The organism is Holdemania massiliensis (genome assembly GCF_022440805.1).
Classification (GTDB): domain Bacteria; phylum Bacillota_I; class Bacilli_A; order Erysipelotrichales; family Erysipelotrichaceae; genus Holdemania; species Holdemania massiliensis_A.
This window is the reverse complement of the sequence record NZ_JAKNTK010000001.1, coordinates 2,795,440-2,811,616: the sequence shown is the minus strand read 5'-3', so window position 1 is coordinate 2,811,616 and position 16,177 is coordinate 2,795,440. Positions and strand designations below refer to the sequence as shown.

The 16,177-nt window shown below is 48.7% G+C and carries 19 protein-coding genes; 18 read left to right on the top strand and 1 reads right to left on the bottom strand.

The genetic code is table 11. The features are described 5' to 3' along the window. The first annotated feature begins 4 nt into the window (after window positions 1-4). From MCG46_RS13020 to MCG46_RS12970, 11 genes are all read left to right on the top strand, one after another. Window positions 5-565: a DUF2815 family protein gene (locus MCG46_RS13020; protein ID WP_240280384.1), complete on the top strand. Its 561-nt coding sequence runs from the start codon at window positions 5-7 to the stop codon at window positions 563-565. Between the two features lie 11 nt (window positions 566-576). Continuing rightward, window positions 577-2,508 (top strand): DNA polymerase, encoded by a 1,932-nt coding sequence (locus MCG46_RS13015; protein WP_240280383.1) that lies wholly within the window; start codon window positions 577-579, stop codon window positions 2,506-2,508. A 14-nt stretch (window positions 2,509-2,522) separates the two neighbouring features. Then, the gene (locus tag MCG46_RS13010; RefSeq protein WP_240280382.1) at window positions 2,523-2,816 is read left to right on the top strand and encodes a hypothetical protein; all 294 of its coding nucleotides are present in this window, start codon (window positions 2,523-2,525) and stop codon (window positions 2,814-2,816) included. A 24-nt stretch (window positions 2,817-2,840) separates the two neighbouring features. Further along, the gene (locus tag MCG46_RS13005) at window positions 2,841-5,213 is read left to right on the top strand and encodes a virulence-associated E family protein (protein ID WP_240280381.1); all 2,373 of its coding nucleotides are present in this window, start codon (window positions 2,841-2,843) and stop codon (window positions 5,211-5,213) included. Between the two features lie 280 nt (window positions 5,214-5,493). Further along, window positions 5,494-5,751: a hypothetical protein gene (locus tag MCG46_RS13000; RefSeq protein WP_240280380.1), complete on the top strand. Its 258-nt coding sequence runs from the start codon at window positions 5,494-5,496 to the stop codon at window positions 5,749-5,751. Further along, window positions 5,708-6,097 carry a VRR-NUC domain-containing protein gene (locus MCG46_RS12995; RefSeq protein WP_240280379.1) on the top strand — a complete coding sequence of 130 codons (390 nt, stop codon included), beginning with the start codon at window positions 5,708-5,710 and terminating at the stop codon, window positions 6,095-6,097. Before MCG46_RS13000 ends, MCG46_RS12995 begins: the two co-directional genes overlap by 44 nt. A gap of 65 nt (window positions 6,098-6,162) precedes the next feature. After that, window positions 6,163-7,470, top strand: a complete 1,308-nt coding sequence (locus tag MCG46_RS12990; RefSeq protein ID WP_240280378.1) for a DEAD/DEAH box helicase — start codon at window positions 6,163-6,165, stop codon at window positions 7,468-7,470. 3 nt (window positions 7,471-7,473) lie between these two features. Then, complete coding sequence (locus tag MCG46_RS12985; protein ID WP_240280377.1) at window positions 7,474-7,665, top strand: hypothetical protein; 192 nt, start codon at window positions 7,474-7,476, stop codon at window positions 7,663-7,665. 70 nt (window positions 7,666-7,735) lie between these two features. Next, window positions 7,736-7,885 carry a hypothetical protein gene (locus tag MCG46_RS12980; protein ID WP_240280376.1) on the top strand — a complete coding sequence of 50 codons (150 nt, stop codon included), beginning with the start codon at window positions 7,736-7,738 and terminating at the stop codon, window positions 7,883-7,885. Then, window positions 7,872-8,075, top strand: a complete 204-nt coding sequence (locus MCG46_RS12975; protein WP_240280375.1) for a hypothetical protein — start codon at window positions 7,872-7,874, stop codon at window positions 8,073-8,075. Before MCG46_RS12980 ends, MCG46_RS12975 begins: the two co-directional genes overlap by 14 nt. 59 nt (window positions 8,076-8,134) lie before the next feature. Beyond that, window positions 8,135-8,524: a sigma factor-like helix-turn-helix DNA-binding protein gene (locus MCG46_RS12970; RefSeq protein WP_240280374.1), complete on the top strand. Its 390-nt coding sequence runs from the start codon at window positions 8,135-8,137 to the stop codon at window positions 8,522-8,524. Window positions 8,525-8,801: 277 nt separating this feature from the next. Here the strand turns inward: MCG46_RS12970 and MCG46_RS12965 are convergent, their stop codons facing one another. Then, entirely contained in the window at window positions 8,802-9,290 is a 489-nt protein-coding gene (locus MCG46_RS12965) for a sporulation initiation factor Spo0A C-terminal domain-containing protein (RefSeq protein WP_240280373.1), read from the bottom strand. Between the two features lie 154 nt (window positions 9,291-9,444). Here MCG46_RS12965 and MCG46_RS12960 point away from each other — a divergent pair, with 154 nt between their 5' ends. From MCG46_RS12960 to MCG46_RS12930, 7 genes are all read left to right on the top strand, one after another. Next, window positions 9,445-9,885: a hypothetical protein gene (locus MCG46_RS12960; protein WP_240280372.1), complete on the top strand. Its 441-nt coding sequence runs from the start codon at window positions 9,445-9,447 to the stop codon at window positions 9,883-9,885. After that, entirely contained in the window at window positions 9,851-11,122 is a 1,272-nt protein-coding gene (locus tag MCG46_RS12955; protein WP_240280371.1) for a PBSX family phage terminase large subunit, read from the top strand. Before MCG46_RS12960 ends, MCG46_RS12955 begins: the two co-directional genes overlap by 35 nt. A gap of 1 nt (window position 11,123) precedes the next feature. After that, window positions 11,124-12,560 (top strand): phage portal protein, encoded by a 1,437-nt coding sequence (locus MCG46_RS12950; RefSeq protein ID WP_240280370.1) that lies wholly within the window; start codon window positions 11,124-11,126, stop codon window positions 12,558-12,560. Next, window positions 12,553-14,268: a minor capsid protein gene (locus MCG46_RS12945; protein ID WP_240280369.1), complete on the top strand. Its 1,716-nt coding sequence runs from the start codon at window positions 12,553-12,555 to the stop codon at window positions 14,266-14,268. Before MCG46_RS12950 ends, MCG46_RS12945 begins: the two co-directional genes overlap by 8 nt. Next, entirely contained in the window at window positions 14,268-14,498 is a 231-nt protein-coding gene (locus MCG46_RS12940; RefSeq protein WP_117892534.1) for a hypothetical protein, read from the top strand. The genes MCG46_RS12945 and MCG46_RS12940 overlap by 1 nt, the downstream gene beginning before the upstream one ends. A 153-nt stretch (window positions 14,499-14,651) precedes the next feature. After that, window positions 14,652-15,248, top strand: a complete 597-nt coding sequence (locus tag MCG46_RS12935; protein WP_240280368.1) for a phage scaffolding protein — start codon at window positions 14,652-14,654, stop codon at window positions 15,246-15,248. A 15-nt stretch (window positions 15,249-15,263) separates the two neighbouring features. Then, window positions 15,264-16,169, top strand: a complete 906-nt coding sequence (locus MCG46_RS12930) for a capsid protein (protein WP_117892528.1) — start codon at window positions 15,264-15,266, stop codon at window positions 16,167-16,169. Window positions 16,170-16,177 lie beyond the last annotated feature (8 nt).

The window sequence follows — 16,177 nt, the reverse complement described above, 5'->3', positions numbered from 1 at the left end:
AACCATGGCAGTAAAAGAAACGACAGTATCAACAGGAATCGTCCGATTATCCTACGAGCATTTATGGGAACCAGCAGCCATTGAAGAAGGTCAGGAAAAGAAATATTCGGCCAGCTTCATCATCCCAAAGTCAGATAAGAAGACGATCGCAAAAATCAAAAAAGCGATTGAGCTGGCAAAGGAGAACGGCAAGACAAGTAAGTGGGGCGGTGTGATTCCGAAGAACTTAAAAATGCCGCTGCGAGACGGCGACGAAGAACGTCCTGATGATCCGGCCTATGAAGATGCGTATTTCATCAATGCAAACTGCTCAATGAGCCGCCCACCATTTATCGTTGATGGTGAGAAACGCCCGATATCCACACAGTCCGAAGTGTATAGTGGCTGTTATGGCAACGCTTCGGTGACTTTCTATCCATTTAATGCTGCAGGTAACAAAGGCATCGCCTGTGGATTGAATGGATTCATGTTCCGGCGAGATGGGGAAGCGCTGGCTACACGAATCACCGCTGATGAAGCATTCGCAGATATCGAAGTAGACGACGATGACGACCTCTTTGACTAGAGGTGATCATCATGCGTCAGCTGTCCATCGACATTGAGACCTACAGCAGCACTGACATCAAACTGGGCGTTTACAGATATGTAGACGCCCCTGATTTTCAAATATTATTGTTTGCTTACGCCTTTGACGATGAGCCGGTGGAGTTGATCGATCTGGCTTGTGGTGAGGCGCTGCCGGCGGATGTCGTGCAGGCACTAACGGATAAGACGGTGCTCAAAAAGGCTTATAACGCTCAGTTTGAACGGGTCTGTATAGGCAAATACCTGGGCACGCAGCTGGATGTTAGGCAGTGGTGGTGTACGATGGCTCATGCCGCCCAGCTGGGTCTGCCTGGCCGCCTGGGCGATGTCGCTGCATTACTTAAATTGGAGCAACAAAAGGATAAATCCGGAACGCTGCTGATCAACTATTTTAGTAAGCCGTGCAAGCCGACTAAGGCAAATGGAGAGCGCACCCGCAACTACCCTTACCATGATATGGATAAGTGGGATCTGTTTTGTAAGTATTGCAAGCAAGACGTAGAGACGGAGCGTGCGATCGGCAAATACCTGGAGCAGTTCCCACCATTGCCAAACGAACTGCTTATTTATAGAGAGGATCAGCGGATCAACGATCGCGGCATCCGGATCGACATGGATCTGGTTGATGCGGTGCTGGAGTATAACGATGCCCATGCCTCTGATCTGCTAGATCAATCAGCAGAGATCACCGGGCTTGCCAATGCCAACAGCCGGGATCAGCTGCTGTCCTGGATCCAATCGCAGGGGGTCGATATCCCTGACATACGCAAGGAGACTCTGGAGACATTGCTTGATACGGAGATCCCGGATCCTGTGCGTACCGTAATCAATAACCGGCTGGAGACTGGGAAGGCATCCGTCAAAAAGTATCAAATGTTAAAAGACGCCACAGCTGCTGATGGACGAATCCATGGCACGCTGCAGTATTACGGCGCTAACCGTACAGGCAGATGGGCCGGCAGGTTGGTTCAAGTGCAAAATCTGACTAAAAACTACTTGCCGGAGATCGATGCAGTCCGAACGCTGGTTAAGCGTAAAGACTTCGAGACGCTGGAGATGCTTTACCCTTCCATGTCTGACATCTTTTCTCAGCTTGTTCGGACGGCTTTTACCGCTAAAGAGGGTTATACCTTTGCGATCGCGGATTACAGCGCAATTGAGGCGAGGGTGATCGCTTGGTTGGCGGGGGAGGACTGGGTCTGCGAGGTATTTAAGCATGATGGTGACATCTATAAGCAGACTGCCTCTAAGATGTTTGGCATCCCGATTAATCAGATTGACAAGCCATTACGGCAGCGTGGCAAGGTATCTACTTTAGCGCTTGGCTATCAAGGTGGTACTGGTGCGCTGATCGCAATGGGCGCTCTCAAGATGGGTGTACCTGAGGAGGATTTGCCTAAGCTGGTCAAAGCCTGGCGCAAAGCCAATCCTCATATTGTGCGGCTTTGGCATGACGTGGATGACAGAGTACGGGTCTGTTTGAAAAATCGTTCTGAGTTTAATCTGCATCACGGTGTCCACTTTAAGTGTGATAAAGGCTACCTGTTTATCACATTACCTTCCGGGCGTCAGCTTGCTTACCTGCAGCCGCGTCTGACTGATGAGGGTAAGATCCAATATCAAGGCATGGAGCAGGGTAAGCGCGTCTGGGGAGTTAAAGATACATACGGCGGCAAACTCGTGGAAAACATTGTCCAGGCGATCGCGAGGGACTGTTTGGCAGAGGCCATGCTCAAAGTGGCAGCTGCCGGGTACGAGATTTGCTTTCACATCCACGATGAGCTGATTGTCGAAGTACCCAAGCAAGACGCTGATCTGCACCTGGCAGCGATCCGTAAACTGATGGGATCGCAGCTTGCCTGGGCGCCTGATCTCTACCTGACAGCCGCTGGCTATACATCAGACTATTATTTGAAAGACTAAGGAGGTCAAAAAAAATGTTAAAAATCAACAACATAGATATTAATAAATTGACACAAGCGGGGTATGAGGCAACCGAAGATGGATATCGTAAAAAGTTCCCTTCAAGACGTTTTTGCTTTTACCTTTATTTGCAGACAAATGGTATTTACGGCACGATTACCGGAAAAATGGGCAGTGATGAAGTTTTAGACTATGAACCATGGTTGCAAAAACTCGAATTCAGAAATCCTGAATCAGCTGAAAGCGTTAGACAAGAAATTATAGCACTGCGTGTGTGCGGAGCAATCACTGCAACGGATGAAGCGTAGCAGCTGAGCTGGGAGGTATGATCTATGCAGCTGAAGATTGCAACCGGCGCAAGCCGAAAAGCAAAAAAGTGGAAAAATATCGAGATCAGCTGGAATGACCTCTGTAAAAAGCTGTCAGAGACTTACCGTACCCGGGAGACGATGGCCGAGTATGCCAAGCTCAAAAAGCCTAACCAGGATGAGATCAAAGACGTCGGCGGGTTTGTTGGCGGATGGCTCGCACAGGGGCAGCGTAAGAGCGATACAGTGCTTTGCCGGACTGTCCTTACCCTTGACGTGGATAACGCGCTGCCGAGCTTTTGGGATGACTTGACGCTGCTTAATGACTATGCCTGCTGCATCTACTCGACGCATAAGCATAAGCCAGAGGCACAGCGAGTCCGCCTGATCATCCCACTGGCCCGAGAGGTCAGTGCCGAGGAGTACGAGGCGATCGCTCGTTGGGTGGCCAAGGAGCTTGGCATCGATCAGTTTGATGATACGACCTATCAGGCCAGCCGGCTGATGTACTGGCCAAGCACCAGCAAGGATGGAGAGTTTATCTTTAACCAGCAGGATGGTCCTTTCTTGGATCCTGATGTCGTCTTAGCTAATTATCCAGACTGGCACGACGTGAGCTTCTGGCCGCAGTCCTCCAGAGTCACGGAGATCGTCCACAAGCAGGCCAAGCGCCAAGGTGATCCGCTAACCAAAGAGGGACTGATTGGTGCCTTCTGCCGCACGTACAGCATAGATGCAGCCATTGAGACATTTTTAAATGATGTCTACTTGCCATGTAATCTACCCGGCCGGTACACCTATGCCGGCGGTTCAACGGCTGCGGGTCTGGTGCTGTATGACGATAAGTTTGCTTACTCCAATCATGGCACGGATCCAGCATCCGGCAAGCTGTGCAACGCATTTGACTTGGTGCGGATCCACAAGTTTGGCGATCTCGATGATGATGCCAAAGTGGACACGCCAGTCAATAAGTTGCCGTCTTATCTTGCCATGATGGATATGGCAGCTGCTGATCCAGAGGTTAAGTTGCTTTACATGAAAGAAAGTATATCCGATTTCGATGATGAAGATGATGCCGCGTGGATGAACGGCTTCGAGCTTGATGGGAAGCAACGGAAAAAACCTACTCGCGGAAACATTGAACTTATTCTGCGGAATGATAAAGAATTGAAGCATATCAAAGGCTACAACACTTTTGCATATCGTTATGAAATTGATGGACCCTTGCCTTGGGATGAACAGACAGGAACAAGACGATGGGAAGACAACGATGATGCCGGTTTGCGGAGTTACTTGGAAAAGAAATACGACATTGACGTAAAATCAAAGGCAGAGGATGCCTTATCTATCGTCATGAATGAGCGCCGTTTCAGCAGCGTTCTGGAGTACCTTGAACCGTTGGAATGGGACGGTGTGGCTCGTATAGAAACGCTCTTGGTGGACTACTTAGGAGCGGAAGACAGCGCTTATACAAGGGAAGCAATGAAGAACACTCTGGTCGGTGCAGTGGCGAGAATATACCGCCCTGGCTGTAAGATGGACAATGCGCTCGTCTTAATTGGTCTGCAGGGGCTTGGAAAATCAACGTTTATCCGTAAGTTAGCGCGCCGGGAAGAATGGTACACCGATTCTGTTAACCGGTTCGGTGATAAGGACTCCATGAGTGCCATTCAAGGGAAGTGGATTGTTGAGCTTGCTGAGCTGGCGGGTATGGCAAAGGCGGAAGTGGAAGCAGTCAAAGCATTCATTTCATCCAGTTCTGATTCCTTCCGGAAGGCGTACCGTCGTAATGATAAAGACTACTTGCGGCAATCCATCCTGATCGGATCCACGAACAATGAAAACTTCATTCGTGACGCGACGGGTGGCCGCCGATTCTGGCCGGTGAAGATCGGGATTCAGAAGCGCTCAAAAGACGTATTCAAAGACCTGGATCAAGAAATTGATCAGATCTGGGCAGAAGCGAAATTCTATTTCTTACGCGGGGATTCCTGGTTCGCGCAGGGAGAATTTGCGATGCTAGCTGCCGAAAAGCAGCGCGAAAGCGCGGAGTTGGACAGCTACACCGAGACTATCAAAGAATATTTAGATACGTTGCTTCCTGCAGATTGGTACAGCAGTAAAACATGGACAGATGAATCAAGAGTGGAGTTTTTCAATGATTCTTACGGCTTATATAAAGATAAGGAGAGAACTCTGCAGCGCGATCGAGTGTCTATCATCGAAGTAGGCCGAGAGTGTTTTGGGTTATCAAAGGTGAAGTTAGACATGAGAATGAGTAAACAAATTGCGGATGCAATGCGGAAAATAGAGGGGTGGGAGTATCGAAAACGGGTCAGACGACCAGGGGGAAATCCTAGCGTTGGATTCGTAAGAATTAAAAAAGATGAAACGTAAATGTAGTTCCTGGCGTGGCTCTGTGTAGGACTTGTTAAGACAGCAATGTAGGATGTTGTAGGATGGTAGGACATGTAAAAAAAACACAGTCTACACACTAAAATCCATCGTCAAAAGGCTTAAACGATAGTTTGTAGGACTGTAGGACTTACCCTTAATGTAATAGATATATTAGGAGTAGTAGGGGTAAGCGAATACGCCTAGCACGCCTAAACGCATATATGTACATACGCGCGGGAGGAATGACCTACAGCCTACAAACACTGAAAAAGGAGAAAACATGAAACCAGAAATAATGAAAGAACACGCCGCTTTAGAAAATGTAATTGAACTGCAGCGTGAAGCTTTGGATCGGCTGACATATCAAAACAACTCTAAACTGATGGATCCTGAATCCGCCTTAGTTGAATTGGATTTACGATTTCTGTATGAAGGGTTGGCCGTCATTGAATTGCTTCTCAAGCAAAGAGAAACAAGAATCGAGGATTTAGAATATGAGCTTAAGAAATTCAAAAAGTTACAAAACGCTAGAGGCTGAGCTGGAAAAACGACTTGTCGATAAAGTGACCAACCTTGGAGGACTGGCTTGGAAATTCACGTCACAAGGTACGGTTGGGGTGCCAGATCGGATTATTCTGTTTTGCGGGAAAATCTTCTTCGTTGAGATGAAGGCTCCAGGAAAGGATCTTCGTGAAATTCAGCAGTGGAGAAAGCATCAGCTGGAAAGGGAAGGATTTACAGTTCTTCGTTTGAGGACAAAGGAAGAAGTTGATGAGTTTGTCGATCACCTAGTACATGCTGAAATTCAAAGCCAGCGTGAATCGGAAAGGCGAATCGCAGAAATATTCGGAACGAAGAGAGAAGGTGATCAAAATGCGATATAAAGCACACCCATACCAAGCAATAGCCGAGCAGTACGCGCTGGATCATCCGCGCTGCGGTTTATTTCTTGATATGGGGCTCTGACCTCGGCAAAACGGTAGTCACGCTAACGGTGATTGATCAGTTGATTTACGACTACTTTGAGATTGCGAGAGGTCGGATCCTGGTCATTGCGCCACTGCGAGTAGCCGAGGATACCTGGAGCCGGGAGTCCAGTAAGTGGGATCATTTGCAGCACCTGCGTATAAGCAAAGTGCTTGGATCCGCAAAACGACGATTACAGGCACTCAGCACTCCGGCTGACATTTACATCATCAATCGCGATAACGTTGTCTGGCTGATCCGGCAATGCGGTGCTCATTGGCCGTTTGATATGGTGGTCGTGGATGAGCTGAGCAGCTTCAAAAATCCCAAAAGCCAAAGATTCAAAGCCCTTAAAAAGCTATCACCATTGTTCAGCCGGTTCATCGGCTTAACCGGGACACCAGCGCCGCGGAACTTGATGGACCTGTGGCCAGAGCTTTACTTGATCGACCGAGGCGAACGCTTGGGTAAGACGATGAGGGCTTATCAGCAGCGATACTTTATCCCAGGTCGGCGTAATGGTTATGTGGTTTACGACTACATCCCGATCGACGGAGCCGAGCAACAGATCTATGACAAGATCAGCGACGTGTGCATGAGTATGACGGCTGCTGACTGGCTGCAGCTGCCTGATCGGATTGATCTGACACGAGAGATTCAGCTTCAGCCGGCCGTAATGGCCGCATACAGGCGATTTGAGCGTGAGAAGTTCCTGGAGTTCCAGGACAGCGATAATCCGCTTTTAGCGGCCAATGCGGGCGTCCTGGCGGGCAAGCTGACACAGTTTAGCAGCGGTGCTGTTTACCTGGAGGATCACAGCTGGCAGCCGATCCACGACGCCAAGCTGGATGAACTGGAGCAGCTGATCGAGGAGGCTAATGGTCAGCCGGTTATGGTCTTTTATAACTTCAAGCATGATTTCCAGAGGTTGATGGATCGCTTTGCGGCTTATGAGCCGCGCAGCATAAAAGACGCTGACGATATCGCGGATTGGAATGCCGGCAAGATCCAGCTGCTGCTTGCCCATCCGGCGAGCATGGGGCACGGACTCAACCTGCAGGACGGCGGGCATATCGTCGTCTGGTTTGGGCTGACGTGGGATCTGGAGATCTACCAGCAGGCCAACGCCCGGCTGCATCGGCAGGGCCAGCGGCAGTCCGTGCGGATCTACCACATCGTCTGCAAGGGTACTGTTGACGAGGACATCCTGCGGCGGCTGCAGACAAAAGATGCAAACCAACAGGCCTTGATTGACGCGGTCAAGGCACGAGTAGAGAGATTGGAGGATTAGCTAATGAGCGAGACATATTTTGTCTTGGAGGTAAAAAACTGCCGCGAAAACTACAAGATCCAGCTGACCAAGGCTGGATGGGACGGATTAAGCAGTCAAGAGCGTACCCGGTTGATCAAGATGGCAGGCGGTAAGACGCGCGACGTCAAGAGCTGGATCCATGGCAAGCAGAGCGCGCTGGGAGGCTATCAATGATCCCCGCGCTGCTCGCCGTCGCGTTTGTTATCGCGGTGCTTGTGCTGGATAGGGTTGGAGGTGACAGGTGATGACCCCTCCTGAGATCCTAGCTGAGATACGCGATCTCGATGCTGCCCTGCGCATGGATCCGGATAACAAAGAGCTGCAGAAAGAAAAGAAAAAATTGATCAAAAGATTAAAAGAATGGGGGTTTGTTTTGTCGGATGAAGAATCTTGAAAAATATGCCGCGGTCTTGTGCGAGCAGTTTAGCCGATCAGATCCTTGCGTCTTAGGCGCGGATAACTACTGTGATTATTGTGAGCTGCTGGGTATCTGCTCCAATCCTGACAAGCTGCTGGCGTTTATGATGCAGCCAGCGGATGAGGATGATCAGCAGCTCCTGCAGGAGCCACAAGGCACAGAGTAGACGAGACAGGGGGGATGGCAGTGGACGAGAGGATCAAAAGGACAAAGGATAAGCTGCGAGTGTACGGGTCATACTCCCGTGAGATTAGCAAGTTACGAGTATGGCTGCTTGATCTTAGCACCTATCTTTGGCTGCATGAGGACTGGCCAGAGCAGGCTGCCAGAGAGATGCACATCAGAGGCTTAGATAACAAGCATCCACCAGGTCAGCAACTCTGCGTGCAAAAGGCAGCCATCGAGGCGCAGCTGGAGCAGTTAAGAGCTGCAAGGTCTGCTTTAGGACTGGATGACTGGCTTGACAGTTTAAGCATGGAGGATCGGCAGATTGTCCAACTGGTTTATGAGGAGGGGTACAGCTATCAGGCTGCGGCGCCCATGGTCAATCTGTCCAAGTCAGGATTGCGGGACAGAATTGACTCAATTTGTAAAAGTCCGCACGCGTGCGGTTGACTTTTATGGTACTATACGCGTGTAAGATGCCAGTGGGTATTAGTACCGCCCACACCTCTGCGTAAGCAAGTGGCCCAGCGACGGTCAAACATATCAAGCACTCTTAGCGGGGTGCTTTTTCTTTGGTTTCCAGCTGGTTCTTTCTCCTTCTGGCTGGATGCGGCAGGCATATAAAAAACCTCTTGTTTCTATCTCCCTTTTCCCCTTGACACACAGCCTGCAAACTCACAGCCCCGCGTATCGCCTTGCGGGACTAAATAAAAAATAGGCACGAGGCCTATTTGACGGGATGGCGTGGGATGATGCATCGTTTATGTACGATATCACTCATCACAAGCAAAAACTGTAGATTGGTGGGCTTGCCTTTGGCAGACAGGATAGTGTTGCCAAAATACTTTGATAACACACTGGTATCACCTCGGGTCCAAGCTCCCTCGATTGATGTGCGGATATTGCGCTCGACGCGCGTGGCTGTAGTGTGATGAGCAGTAGCTACTTTTGGGTAGAGACGGCCCTTGAGATTTTGCAACAGTGTCTGATCTAACACCGCATAAGTCAGAGCACTGGCCAACAGGTTGTAGCCTTGGTTGACGATGCCGCACTCCTTGAGCAGCTCCACAGCGATGCCATGGATGACAAGAGCGTCAACTCGATCATCCTCGTCCGGTGTAAGATCAAAAAACTGCTCAAGAGTGTTCAGCAGGGCGATATAAACTTCCAGCCTGTGAGAACAGCTTAAGCAGCATTTAGGATATAATCTTTCCATTATTTTCCTCCTCTCAAAGTTATTTTAATTTGAGAGTATAACTAATAACACCGGATTTAAGCCATATAAAGCATATAAATTAAAATAACATACAAATGTTGCATAAAATGAACGGAATTGTCGAAAAGTGTCGATTATATCAGGAGGTGATAGGATGCGCGGTAAATATGAGACACATGTAAAGCCTAAGCTGGATATGATCGCTCAGTGGGCACGTGATGGCGCGATCGAGCGTGACATTGCTAAAAAGCTCGGCGTGTCCGAGAGCACGTTCAGTGGGTATAAAAAAGAGCACGAGGAGTTGATGCAGACGCTTACCGTCAATAAAGAGGTCGCAGATGCTCGAGTCGAGAGTGCGCTGTATAAGCGGGCGATTGGATATGAGTATGATGAGGTGTGCACTGAGGTTAGTCCTGATGGCACAAAGACCAAAACAACAACCAAGCAGGTGTTGCCGGATGTCACTGCACAGATCTTCTGGCTTAAAAATCGCAAACCTGATCGTTGGAAAGATAAACAAGACATCAATATCGAGGGTGCGTCCAAGGTGGAAATTATCAATGACATCCCAAAGCCTACCAACAACTCGGATTAAACTGACGGAGCTGATTGCCCCATCTTTTTACGATCTGTATTGGGACATCATAGAGCACAAGCATACTCACTACAAGCTTGCCGGCGGACGTGGATCCACCAAGTCATCGTTTATCAGCATCATGATTGTCTTGGGCATGATGTCCAATCCAGACGCCAACGCGATGGTGCTGCGCAAGGTCGGACGCTACTTAGAGGAGTCAGTCTTTGAGCAGCTGCTGTGGGCGATTGAAAAGCTCGGTGTTGAGCATCTCTGGAAACCTAAATACTCCCCTCTGGGATTAACCTATCTGCCTACTGGTCAGCGTATCGTGTTTAGGGGCGCAGATGAGCCAAAAAAGATTAAATCCGTCAAGCTGCAGCATGGCTATTTTGCATACACATGGTACGAGGAGCGCGATGAGTTTGACGGAGACGAGGAGGAGCGCACGATCAATCAGTCCCTAATGCGCGGCGGTGATCGTTACTGGGTCTTCTACAGCTGGAACCCGCCTAAGAGTATCAACAGCTGGGTTAACCAGGACGTACTACTGCCTAGGGCGGACACAATCGTCCATCACAGCGACTACCGATCGGTTCCGCGTGGGTGGCTCGGTCCTCAATTTTACATCGAGGCTGAGGAGCTTAAACGCAACAAGCCGATGGCTTACCGGCATGAATACCTCGGCGAGGCAACTGGCACTGGTGGTCAGGTGTTTGACAACGTTACAATAAGAGAGATCACGCCTGATGAGATGACAATTTTTGACAAAATTCATCATGGGTTAGACTTCGGTTTTGCCGCTGATCCGCTTGCCTATGTTAAAAATCACTTCGACAAGACGCGCAGACGTCTTTTTATTTTTGGCGAGCTTTATCAAGTGGGATTATCCAATGCGAAGGCAGTCCAGCAGATCAAGCTGCTCAATCCGCTTAATCAGTTGGTTGTCGCGGACAGTGAGGATCCACGGACAATCAACGAGTTTAGGGAGCTCGGTCTGCGGATCATCGGCGCTAAAAAAGGTCCCGGATCCGTTGACCACGGGATTAAGTGGCTACAGGATCTCAACGAGATCATCATTGACCCTCGCTATTGCCCAAACACAGCCCGGGAGTTTAGCAGTTGCGAGTTGGAGCGAGATAAAAACGGTAACTTTAAAGGCAGCTACCCAGATAAAGACAACCACAGCATTGACGCCACCAGGTACAGCCTGGAGGATCAGATGATCAAACGAGGCACACGGATAGGAGGCTGGTAACATGGATTTACAAAAGGCGCAAAAACTGCTTAACGCGGCGTTTAGAGATCGCGATCAGCAGCTAGCCGCCGCAAAGAGTGGCGAGGAGTATTACCACAACCGATCAAAAATTAAACAGACAGGTGCGGCTGCGATTGACGAGATCAATCGCTTTTTATGTGATCTTGGTAAAAACCCTCTTAAGTCTGCTGATAACAGGATCCCGACCGGCTATCACAAAGTCTTTGTTGATCAAAAGATCGGTTATCTGTTTACATATCCGCCACAGCTGGATATTGGCAGCCCACAAGCTAATGATCAGCTTGCACAAACTCTGGGCAGCAACTTTGGTCGTGTATTAAAAAAGCTAGGTCTGGATGCCTCCAACTGGGGGCGGGCATGGCTGCATTACTATGTCGATGAGCAGCAAAAACTGCAGTATCACTGGGTTAGTCCAGAGCAGATCCTGCCTGTTTACGATGTCAACAACATTAAGCTGCCGCTGAAATATCTGATCCGGACTTATGCGATGACCGATGATGCAGGCGAAACTTATGAGCGATATGAAATCTGGGATGACAAAGAGTGCAGCTATTTTTTACGCAAAACGTCAGAGCTGCTCAAAGACGTCAAGCCAGAGCAGCACCCGGAGCAATCAGGCTTTACTGGTCCCAAGGTATTGCCTAATCGGTTTGGTCAGATACCATTCATTGAATTCCGCAACAACGCCGACGCTACCAGTGACCTAGAAATGTATCAGGATCTGATCGATGTCTATGACAAAGTGTTTTCTGGCTTTGCCAATGACATAGATGATATTCAGGAGATCATTTATGTCATTAAGAACTATCAGGGAGCACGCGAGCAAACTGTTTTTGATAACGAGGGCAATCCTAAGCAGGTACCGCTGGATCCTCTGCAGATGCTCAAAGCATCCAAGTGGCTCGGTGTTGACGAAAATGGCGGCCTGGATGTCGTTCACGGTGACATCCCACACGAAGCCCGCAGTAAGTTTATTGAGCTGCTCAAAGTACAGCTTTACATCGCGGCCATGGCGGTGGATCCCAATCCGGATAAGATCGGCAACGCGTCCGGTGCTTACCTGGATTATCTCTATCAGCTGCTTGAGCTCAAAGCCGGCATGATGGAGACCGAGTTTAGACCCCAGATTGACGAGCTGATCAGAGTGATCACCAAGCATACGGGATTAGGCGCACCAGCAAAGATCGATCAGACTTGGACACGCAACAAGCCTAAAAACTATCTGGAAATCGTGCAAATGATCACACAGACTCCAAGTTCCATCATGTCGGACGAGACCAAAACCAAGGAGCATCCGCTGGTGGACAACTGGCAGGGTGAGCGCGAACGGATAGAAAAGGAAGAAAAACAACGCCGGGAAGAAATGATGAAGCTGCCGCAATTCGACGGTGATCTGGAGGATCCGGTAGATGAGTAACAGCAGCGCTGATTATTGGAAGAAACGATCGGAGGATCGCTTTAAAACCGCGGAGCGCACCGTCGAGGCGCAGCAAGAGGATCTGACACACTTTTTTGACGACGCGCTTAAGGACACGCAGGTCGTGATCCGGGACTTCTGGGCACGCTATGCCAAGGATAACAAGATCAGCTACGCGGAAGCGCAGAAGTTACTGAACTTTGAAGAGTTAAAGGAGTTTAAAGGTGATCTTAAAACCTTTGAACGGCTCGCTAAGAGCTCGATAGGAACGTTTAATCTTGAGCTGGAGAATTTATCCACCAAGTCCAGAATCACGCGCTATCAGGCTCTGGAAACGAATCTGAAAGCAATCATGGAAAACCTCACAGGCAAGACCGAGAAAATGATCCAGGATACCGCTGGCAAGGTCTGCGAGGACAGTTTTTACAAGACTCTGTTTGACATCGATCAGTATCGAGGATTTCACGAGGACTTCGTCGGGCTCGACGAGAACCTAATCCGCGAGATCATCAGCCAACCGGTTGCCGGCGCTACCTTTAGCCAGTCGATCTGGCGCAACCAGCAGAATCTTAACTACCGGGTAAGGCAGACTTTAACAGATGCTATGGCTACGGGGCGTAATCCTTATGAGCTGTCAAAGGAGTTTGCCAAAGAGTTTAATGTTGGAAGGTACGAGGCATATCGGCTGCTTTACACTGAGAGTGCAGCTGTCCATACCGATGCCCAGATGAGGGCTTATAAAGCCGATGGAGTAAAACAGTATGAGATCGTGGCCACGCTTGACAGCAAGACCAGCAAGATCTGCCAGGAGATGGATGGCAAGCAGTTTGATGTCGATAAAGCGCAAAAAGGCGAGAACTGCCCACCCTTCCATCCATGGTGTCGCACGACGACTGCGCCGGTGACCGAGGGCTTGGAGGAGACGGGGACACGGGCGGCCAGAAGCAAAACGACGGGCAAGATTGAGAAGGTGCCTGCTAGCATGAAGTACAAGGATTGGAAAGAAAAATACGGTGGATTGCACAGCAAAGTAAAGGGCGTAACAGGAAATTTGCAAAATTCAAAGAAATCAACACAGAACTTTAAATCTACTGTTGACTTAGAAAATTACGCAAAGAATAATCTCGGAATTAATAATGTAGATTTCTCAGGATTAGATTTTAATTCCACAGAAAAGGTTGTTAATGCCTTAGATTCAATTTTTCAAAGCTATCCTCAACTCAACGGAAAAATTACTGAAATAAAACAGTCTACCAATGGATTTATGGCAGCTTCGCCTTCGGCTGATCTTTCTAGCTATACGTTTAGCTTGAATCCAAATTTGTTTGCGGATCCCAGGAGGTTGCAGAGGACTCTAAATTACCAGGTAAAAAAAGCGTTTTACCATCCATCAACTACAGTAGAGTCGATTGTTTATCATGAAATAGGGCATGTTCTGGAAGGTGAATATATCAGGAGCATGACAACAGATACAAAAGTAATGGAATGGTTGTGGAATAGTAGTCAAGCAGCCACCAATGTACTTGAACTTGCTAGTATGCAGTGTTATTCTGATACTGATAAATGGAAAACTCTTTACTCTTTGATTTCAGATTATAGTAAAGACAGTCCAAGTGAAATGCTAGCAGAGTGTGTAGGGCTGGAGCTTTCTGGTCATGGTTTTGAATTCACAAAGGAAGTTTTGAAAATTCTAACAGGAGTGATTTAATGAAGAAGAAAATTGAAGATTACACAGATGAGGAATTATTTGAAATGGAATTCAATGAAGATCATCCTTTGTTTGAATTTTGCAAATTCTCAGAGTTAAGGCATTGGCTTAAGGAAAATGACGGGCGCTACATTAACGAACTTGTTGAGGGAGCACCAAGCTGGTGCAAAGCCGTTCTTGACGAGAAAATTGCAAACGAAGCAAAACCAGGACTACATACAAAATATTAATATTAGGTCGCAGAAAATGCGGCCTTTTATTATGCCCTAAGCATGGCACTAAACGGCTTGCTATCCCCAGCGTGTCGGGATATAAATGCACGCCAAGCGACAACCGCAGAGTGGCTGCGGATATATAAATTAAATCGCTCGCAAGGAGGGTATATGGATTTTTTGAAAGCATTATTTGGCGACAGTGCACTGACCTTTGACCAACTGGCCAGCGCAATCCAGGAACACAATGGCAAAGCCGAAAACAAGGAAAAGCAGATCAAAATCGGCAATATCGGTGATGGCAGCTATGTGTCATCCGACAAATTTAAAGCTAAAGAAACAGAGTTGGCCACCGCCAATACGACGATCAAAAACCTGCAGGGAGAGATTAAAAAGTGGGATGGTGTCGATGTCGAGACACTCAGGACCGCAGCTGCTAACTGGGAAACCAAGTATACCCAGGATACCGCTAAGATCCGCACGGACAGCGCTGTTGAGATTGCGCTTATGCGGGCAAAAGCTAAAAATCCAAAAGCTGCAAGAGCCCTGCTGGATGAGTCCAAGATCAAGCTGGACGGTGACAAGGTGCTCGGGTTGGACGATCAGTTGGAAGCGCTGAAAAAGTCTGACGCGTACTTGTTTGACGTTGAGGCACCGGCAGGTGCAGATCCAGCTGCCGGAGGTTTTACGCCGCCTGCGGGTGGAGCTCCTAAAGGATCCGAGTTTAACTTTGGTTTTACCACATTAAAAGACATGCCAAAACAGTAGGAGGTATTCAAAATTATGGCAGTAGTAAACTATGCAGAACTGTATTCTAAAGCATTACTTCAAGCATTCCCGTATGTGCTTCATTTCGGAGCACTCTGGAACAGCCCGAACAAAGATATCTACAAGGTAGTTGATGCGGATACTATCAAGATTCCGCACATCACGACAAGCGGCCGAGTCGACGGTGATCGCGACACGATCGGCGGATTTACTCGCAACCATGACAACGAGTGGATCACAAAGCAGCTGCGCAATCATCGTACTTGGGAGACGCTGATCCATCCGATGGACGTCCAGCAGACCGGTGGTGTCATGGCCATTCAAAACGCCACTAAGGTGTACAACCAAGAACAGAAATTCCCAGAGATGGACGCCTACACGATCTCCGCGCTGTACTCTGATTACATCGTCAGCAATGCTGACAAGGTCGTCAAAGTGGATCTGACGGTTGATAACATTTTAACGGAGTTTGACAAGTTGATGGAGGCGATGGACGAGGCCCGCGTACCGCAGCAGGGACGCATTCTGTACGTTACTCCGCACGTCAAGACGCTGTTAAAACAGGCCAAGGATATCCAGCGAATTATCAGCGTCGAAGGCGGAGAAAAATCAGTCAATCGTAATGTCAGCCGCATTGACGAGGTCATGATTGAGCCGGCAGTACCGTCGGAACTCATGAAGACGGTTTATGATTTCACCAAAGGTTGGAAGGTCGGTGCATCGGCGCGTCAGCTGCACATGCTGCTGATCCATCCAACGGCCGTGCTGCCGTGTGTCAACTACACCTTTGCGGCGCTGGATGAGCCGTCCGCAAAGACTAAGGGCAAGCAGCTTTATTTTGAGGAGTCCTTTGAGGACATGTTTGCGCTGGACTACAAGATGGGTGCCATTGCCTTTGTCCAAGAGCCAGACGCAGCGTAAGGGGGTAT

Excerpts from the sequence above, each read along its gene's own strand:
- MCG46_RS13020 (WP_240280384.1), top strand. The coding sequence starts at position 5 with ATGGCAGTAAAAGAAACGACAGTATCAACAGGAATCGTCCGATTATCC.
- MCG46_RS13015 (WP_240280383.1), top strand. The coding sequence starts at position 577 with ATGCGTCAGCTGTCCATCGACATTGAGACCTACAGCAGCACTGACATC.
- MCG46_RS13010 (WP_240280382.1), top strand. The coding sequence starts at position 2,523 with ATGTTAAAAATCAACAACATAGATATTAATAAATTGACACAAGCGGGG.
- MCG46_RS13005 (WP_240280381.1), top strand. The coding sequence starts at position 2,841 with ATGCAGCTGAAGATTGCAACCGGCGCAAGCCGAAAAGCAAAAAAGTGG.
- MCG46_RS13000 (WP_240280380.1), top strand. The coding sequence starts at position 5,494 with ATGAAACCAGAAATAATGAAAGAACACGCCGCTTTAGAAAATGTAATT.
- MCG46_RS12995 (WP_240280379.1), top strand. The coding sequence starts at position 5,708 with ATGAGCTTAAGAAATTCAAAAAGTTACAAAACGCTAGAGGCTGAGCTG.
- MCG46_RS12985 (WP_240280377.1), top strand. The coding sequence starts at position 7,474 with ATGAGCGAGACATATTTTGTCTTGGAGGTAAAAAACTGCCGCGAAAAC.
- MCG46_RS12980 (WP_240280376.1), top strand. The coding sequence starts at position 7,736 with ATGACCCCTCCTGAGATCCTAGCTGAGATACGCGATCTCGATGCTGCC.
- MCG46_RS12975 (WP_240280375.1), top strand. The coding sequence starts at position 7,872 with ATGAAGAATCTTGAAAAATATGCCGCGGTCTTGTGCGAGCAGTTTAGC.
- MCG46_RS12965 (WP_240280373.1), bottom strand. The coding sequence starts at position 9,290 with ATGGAAAGATTATATCCTAAATGCTGCTTAAGCTGTTCTCACAGGCTG.
- MCG46_RS12960 (WP_240280372.1), top strand. The coding sequence starts at position 9,445 with ATGCGCGGTAAATATGAGACACATGTAAAGCCTAAGCTGGATATGATC.
- MCG46_RS12955 (WP_240280371.1), top strand. The coding sequence starts at position 9,851 with ATGACATCCCAAAGCCTACCAACAACTCGGATTAAACTGACGGAGCTG.
- MCG46_RS12950 (WP_240280370.1), top strand. The coding sequence starts at position 11,124 with ATGGATTTACAAAAGGCGCAAAAACTGCTTAACGCGGCGTTTAGAGAT.
- MCG46_RS12945 (WP_240280369.1), top strand. The coding sequence starts at position 12,553 with ATGAGTAACAGCAGCGCTGATTATTGGAAGAAACGATCGGAGGATCGC.
- MCG46_RS12940 (WP_117892534.1), top strand. The coding sequence starts at position 14,268 with ATGAAGAAGAAAATTGAAGATTACACAGATGAGGAATTATTTGAAATG.
- MCG46_RS12935 (WP_240280368.1), top strand. The coding sequence starts at position 14,652 with ATGGATTTTTTGAAAGCATTATTTGGCGACAGTGCACTGACCTTTGAC.
- MCG46_RS12930 (WP_117892528.1), top strand. The coding sequence starts at position 15,264 with ATGGCAGTAGTAAACTATGCAGAACTGTATTCTAAAGCATTACTTCAA.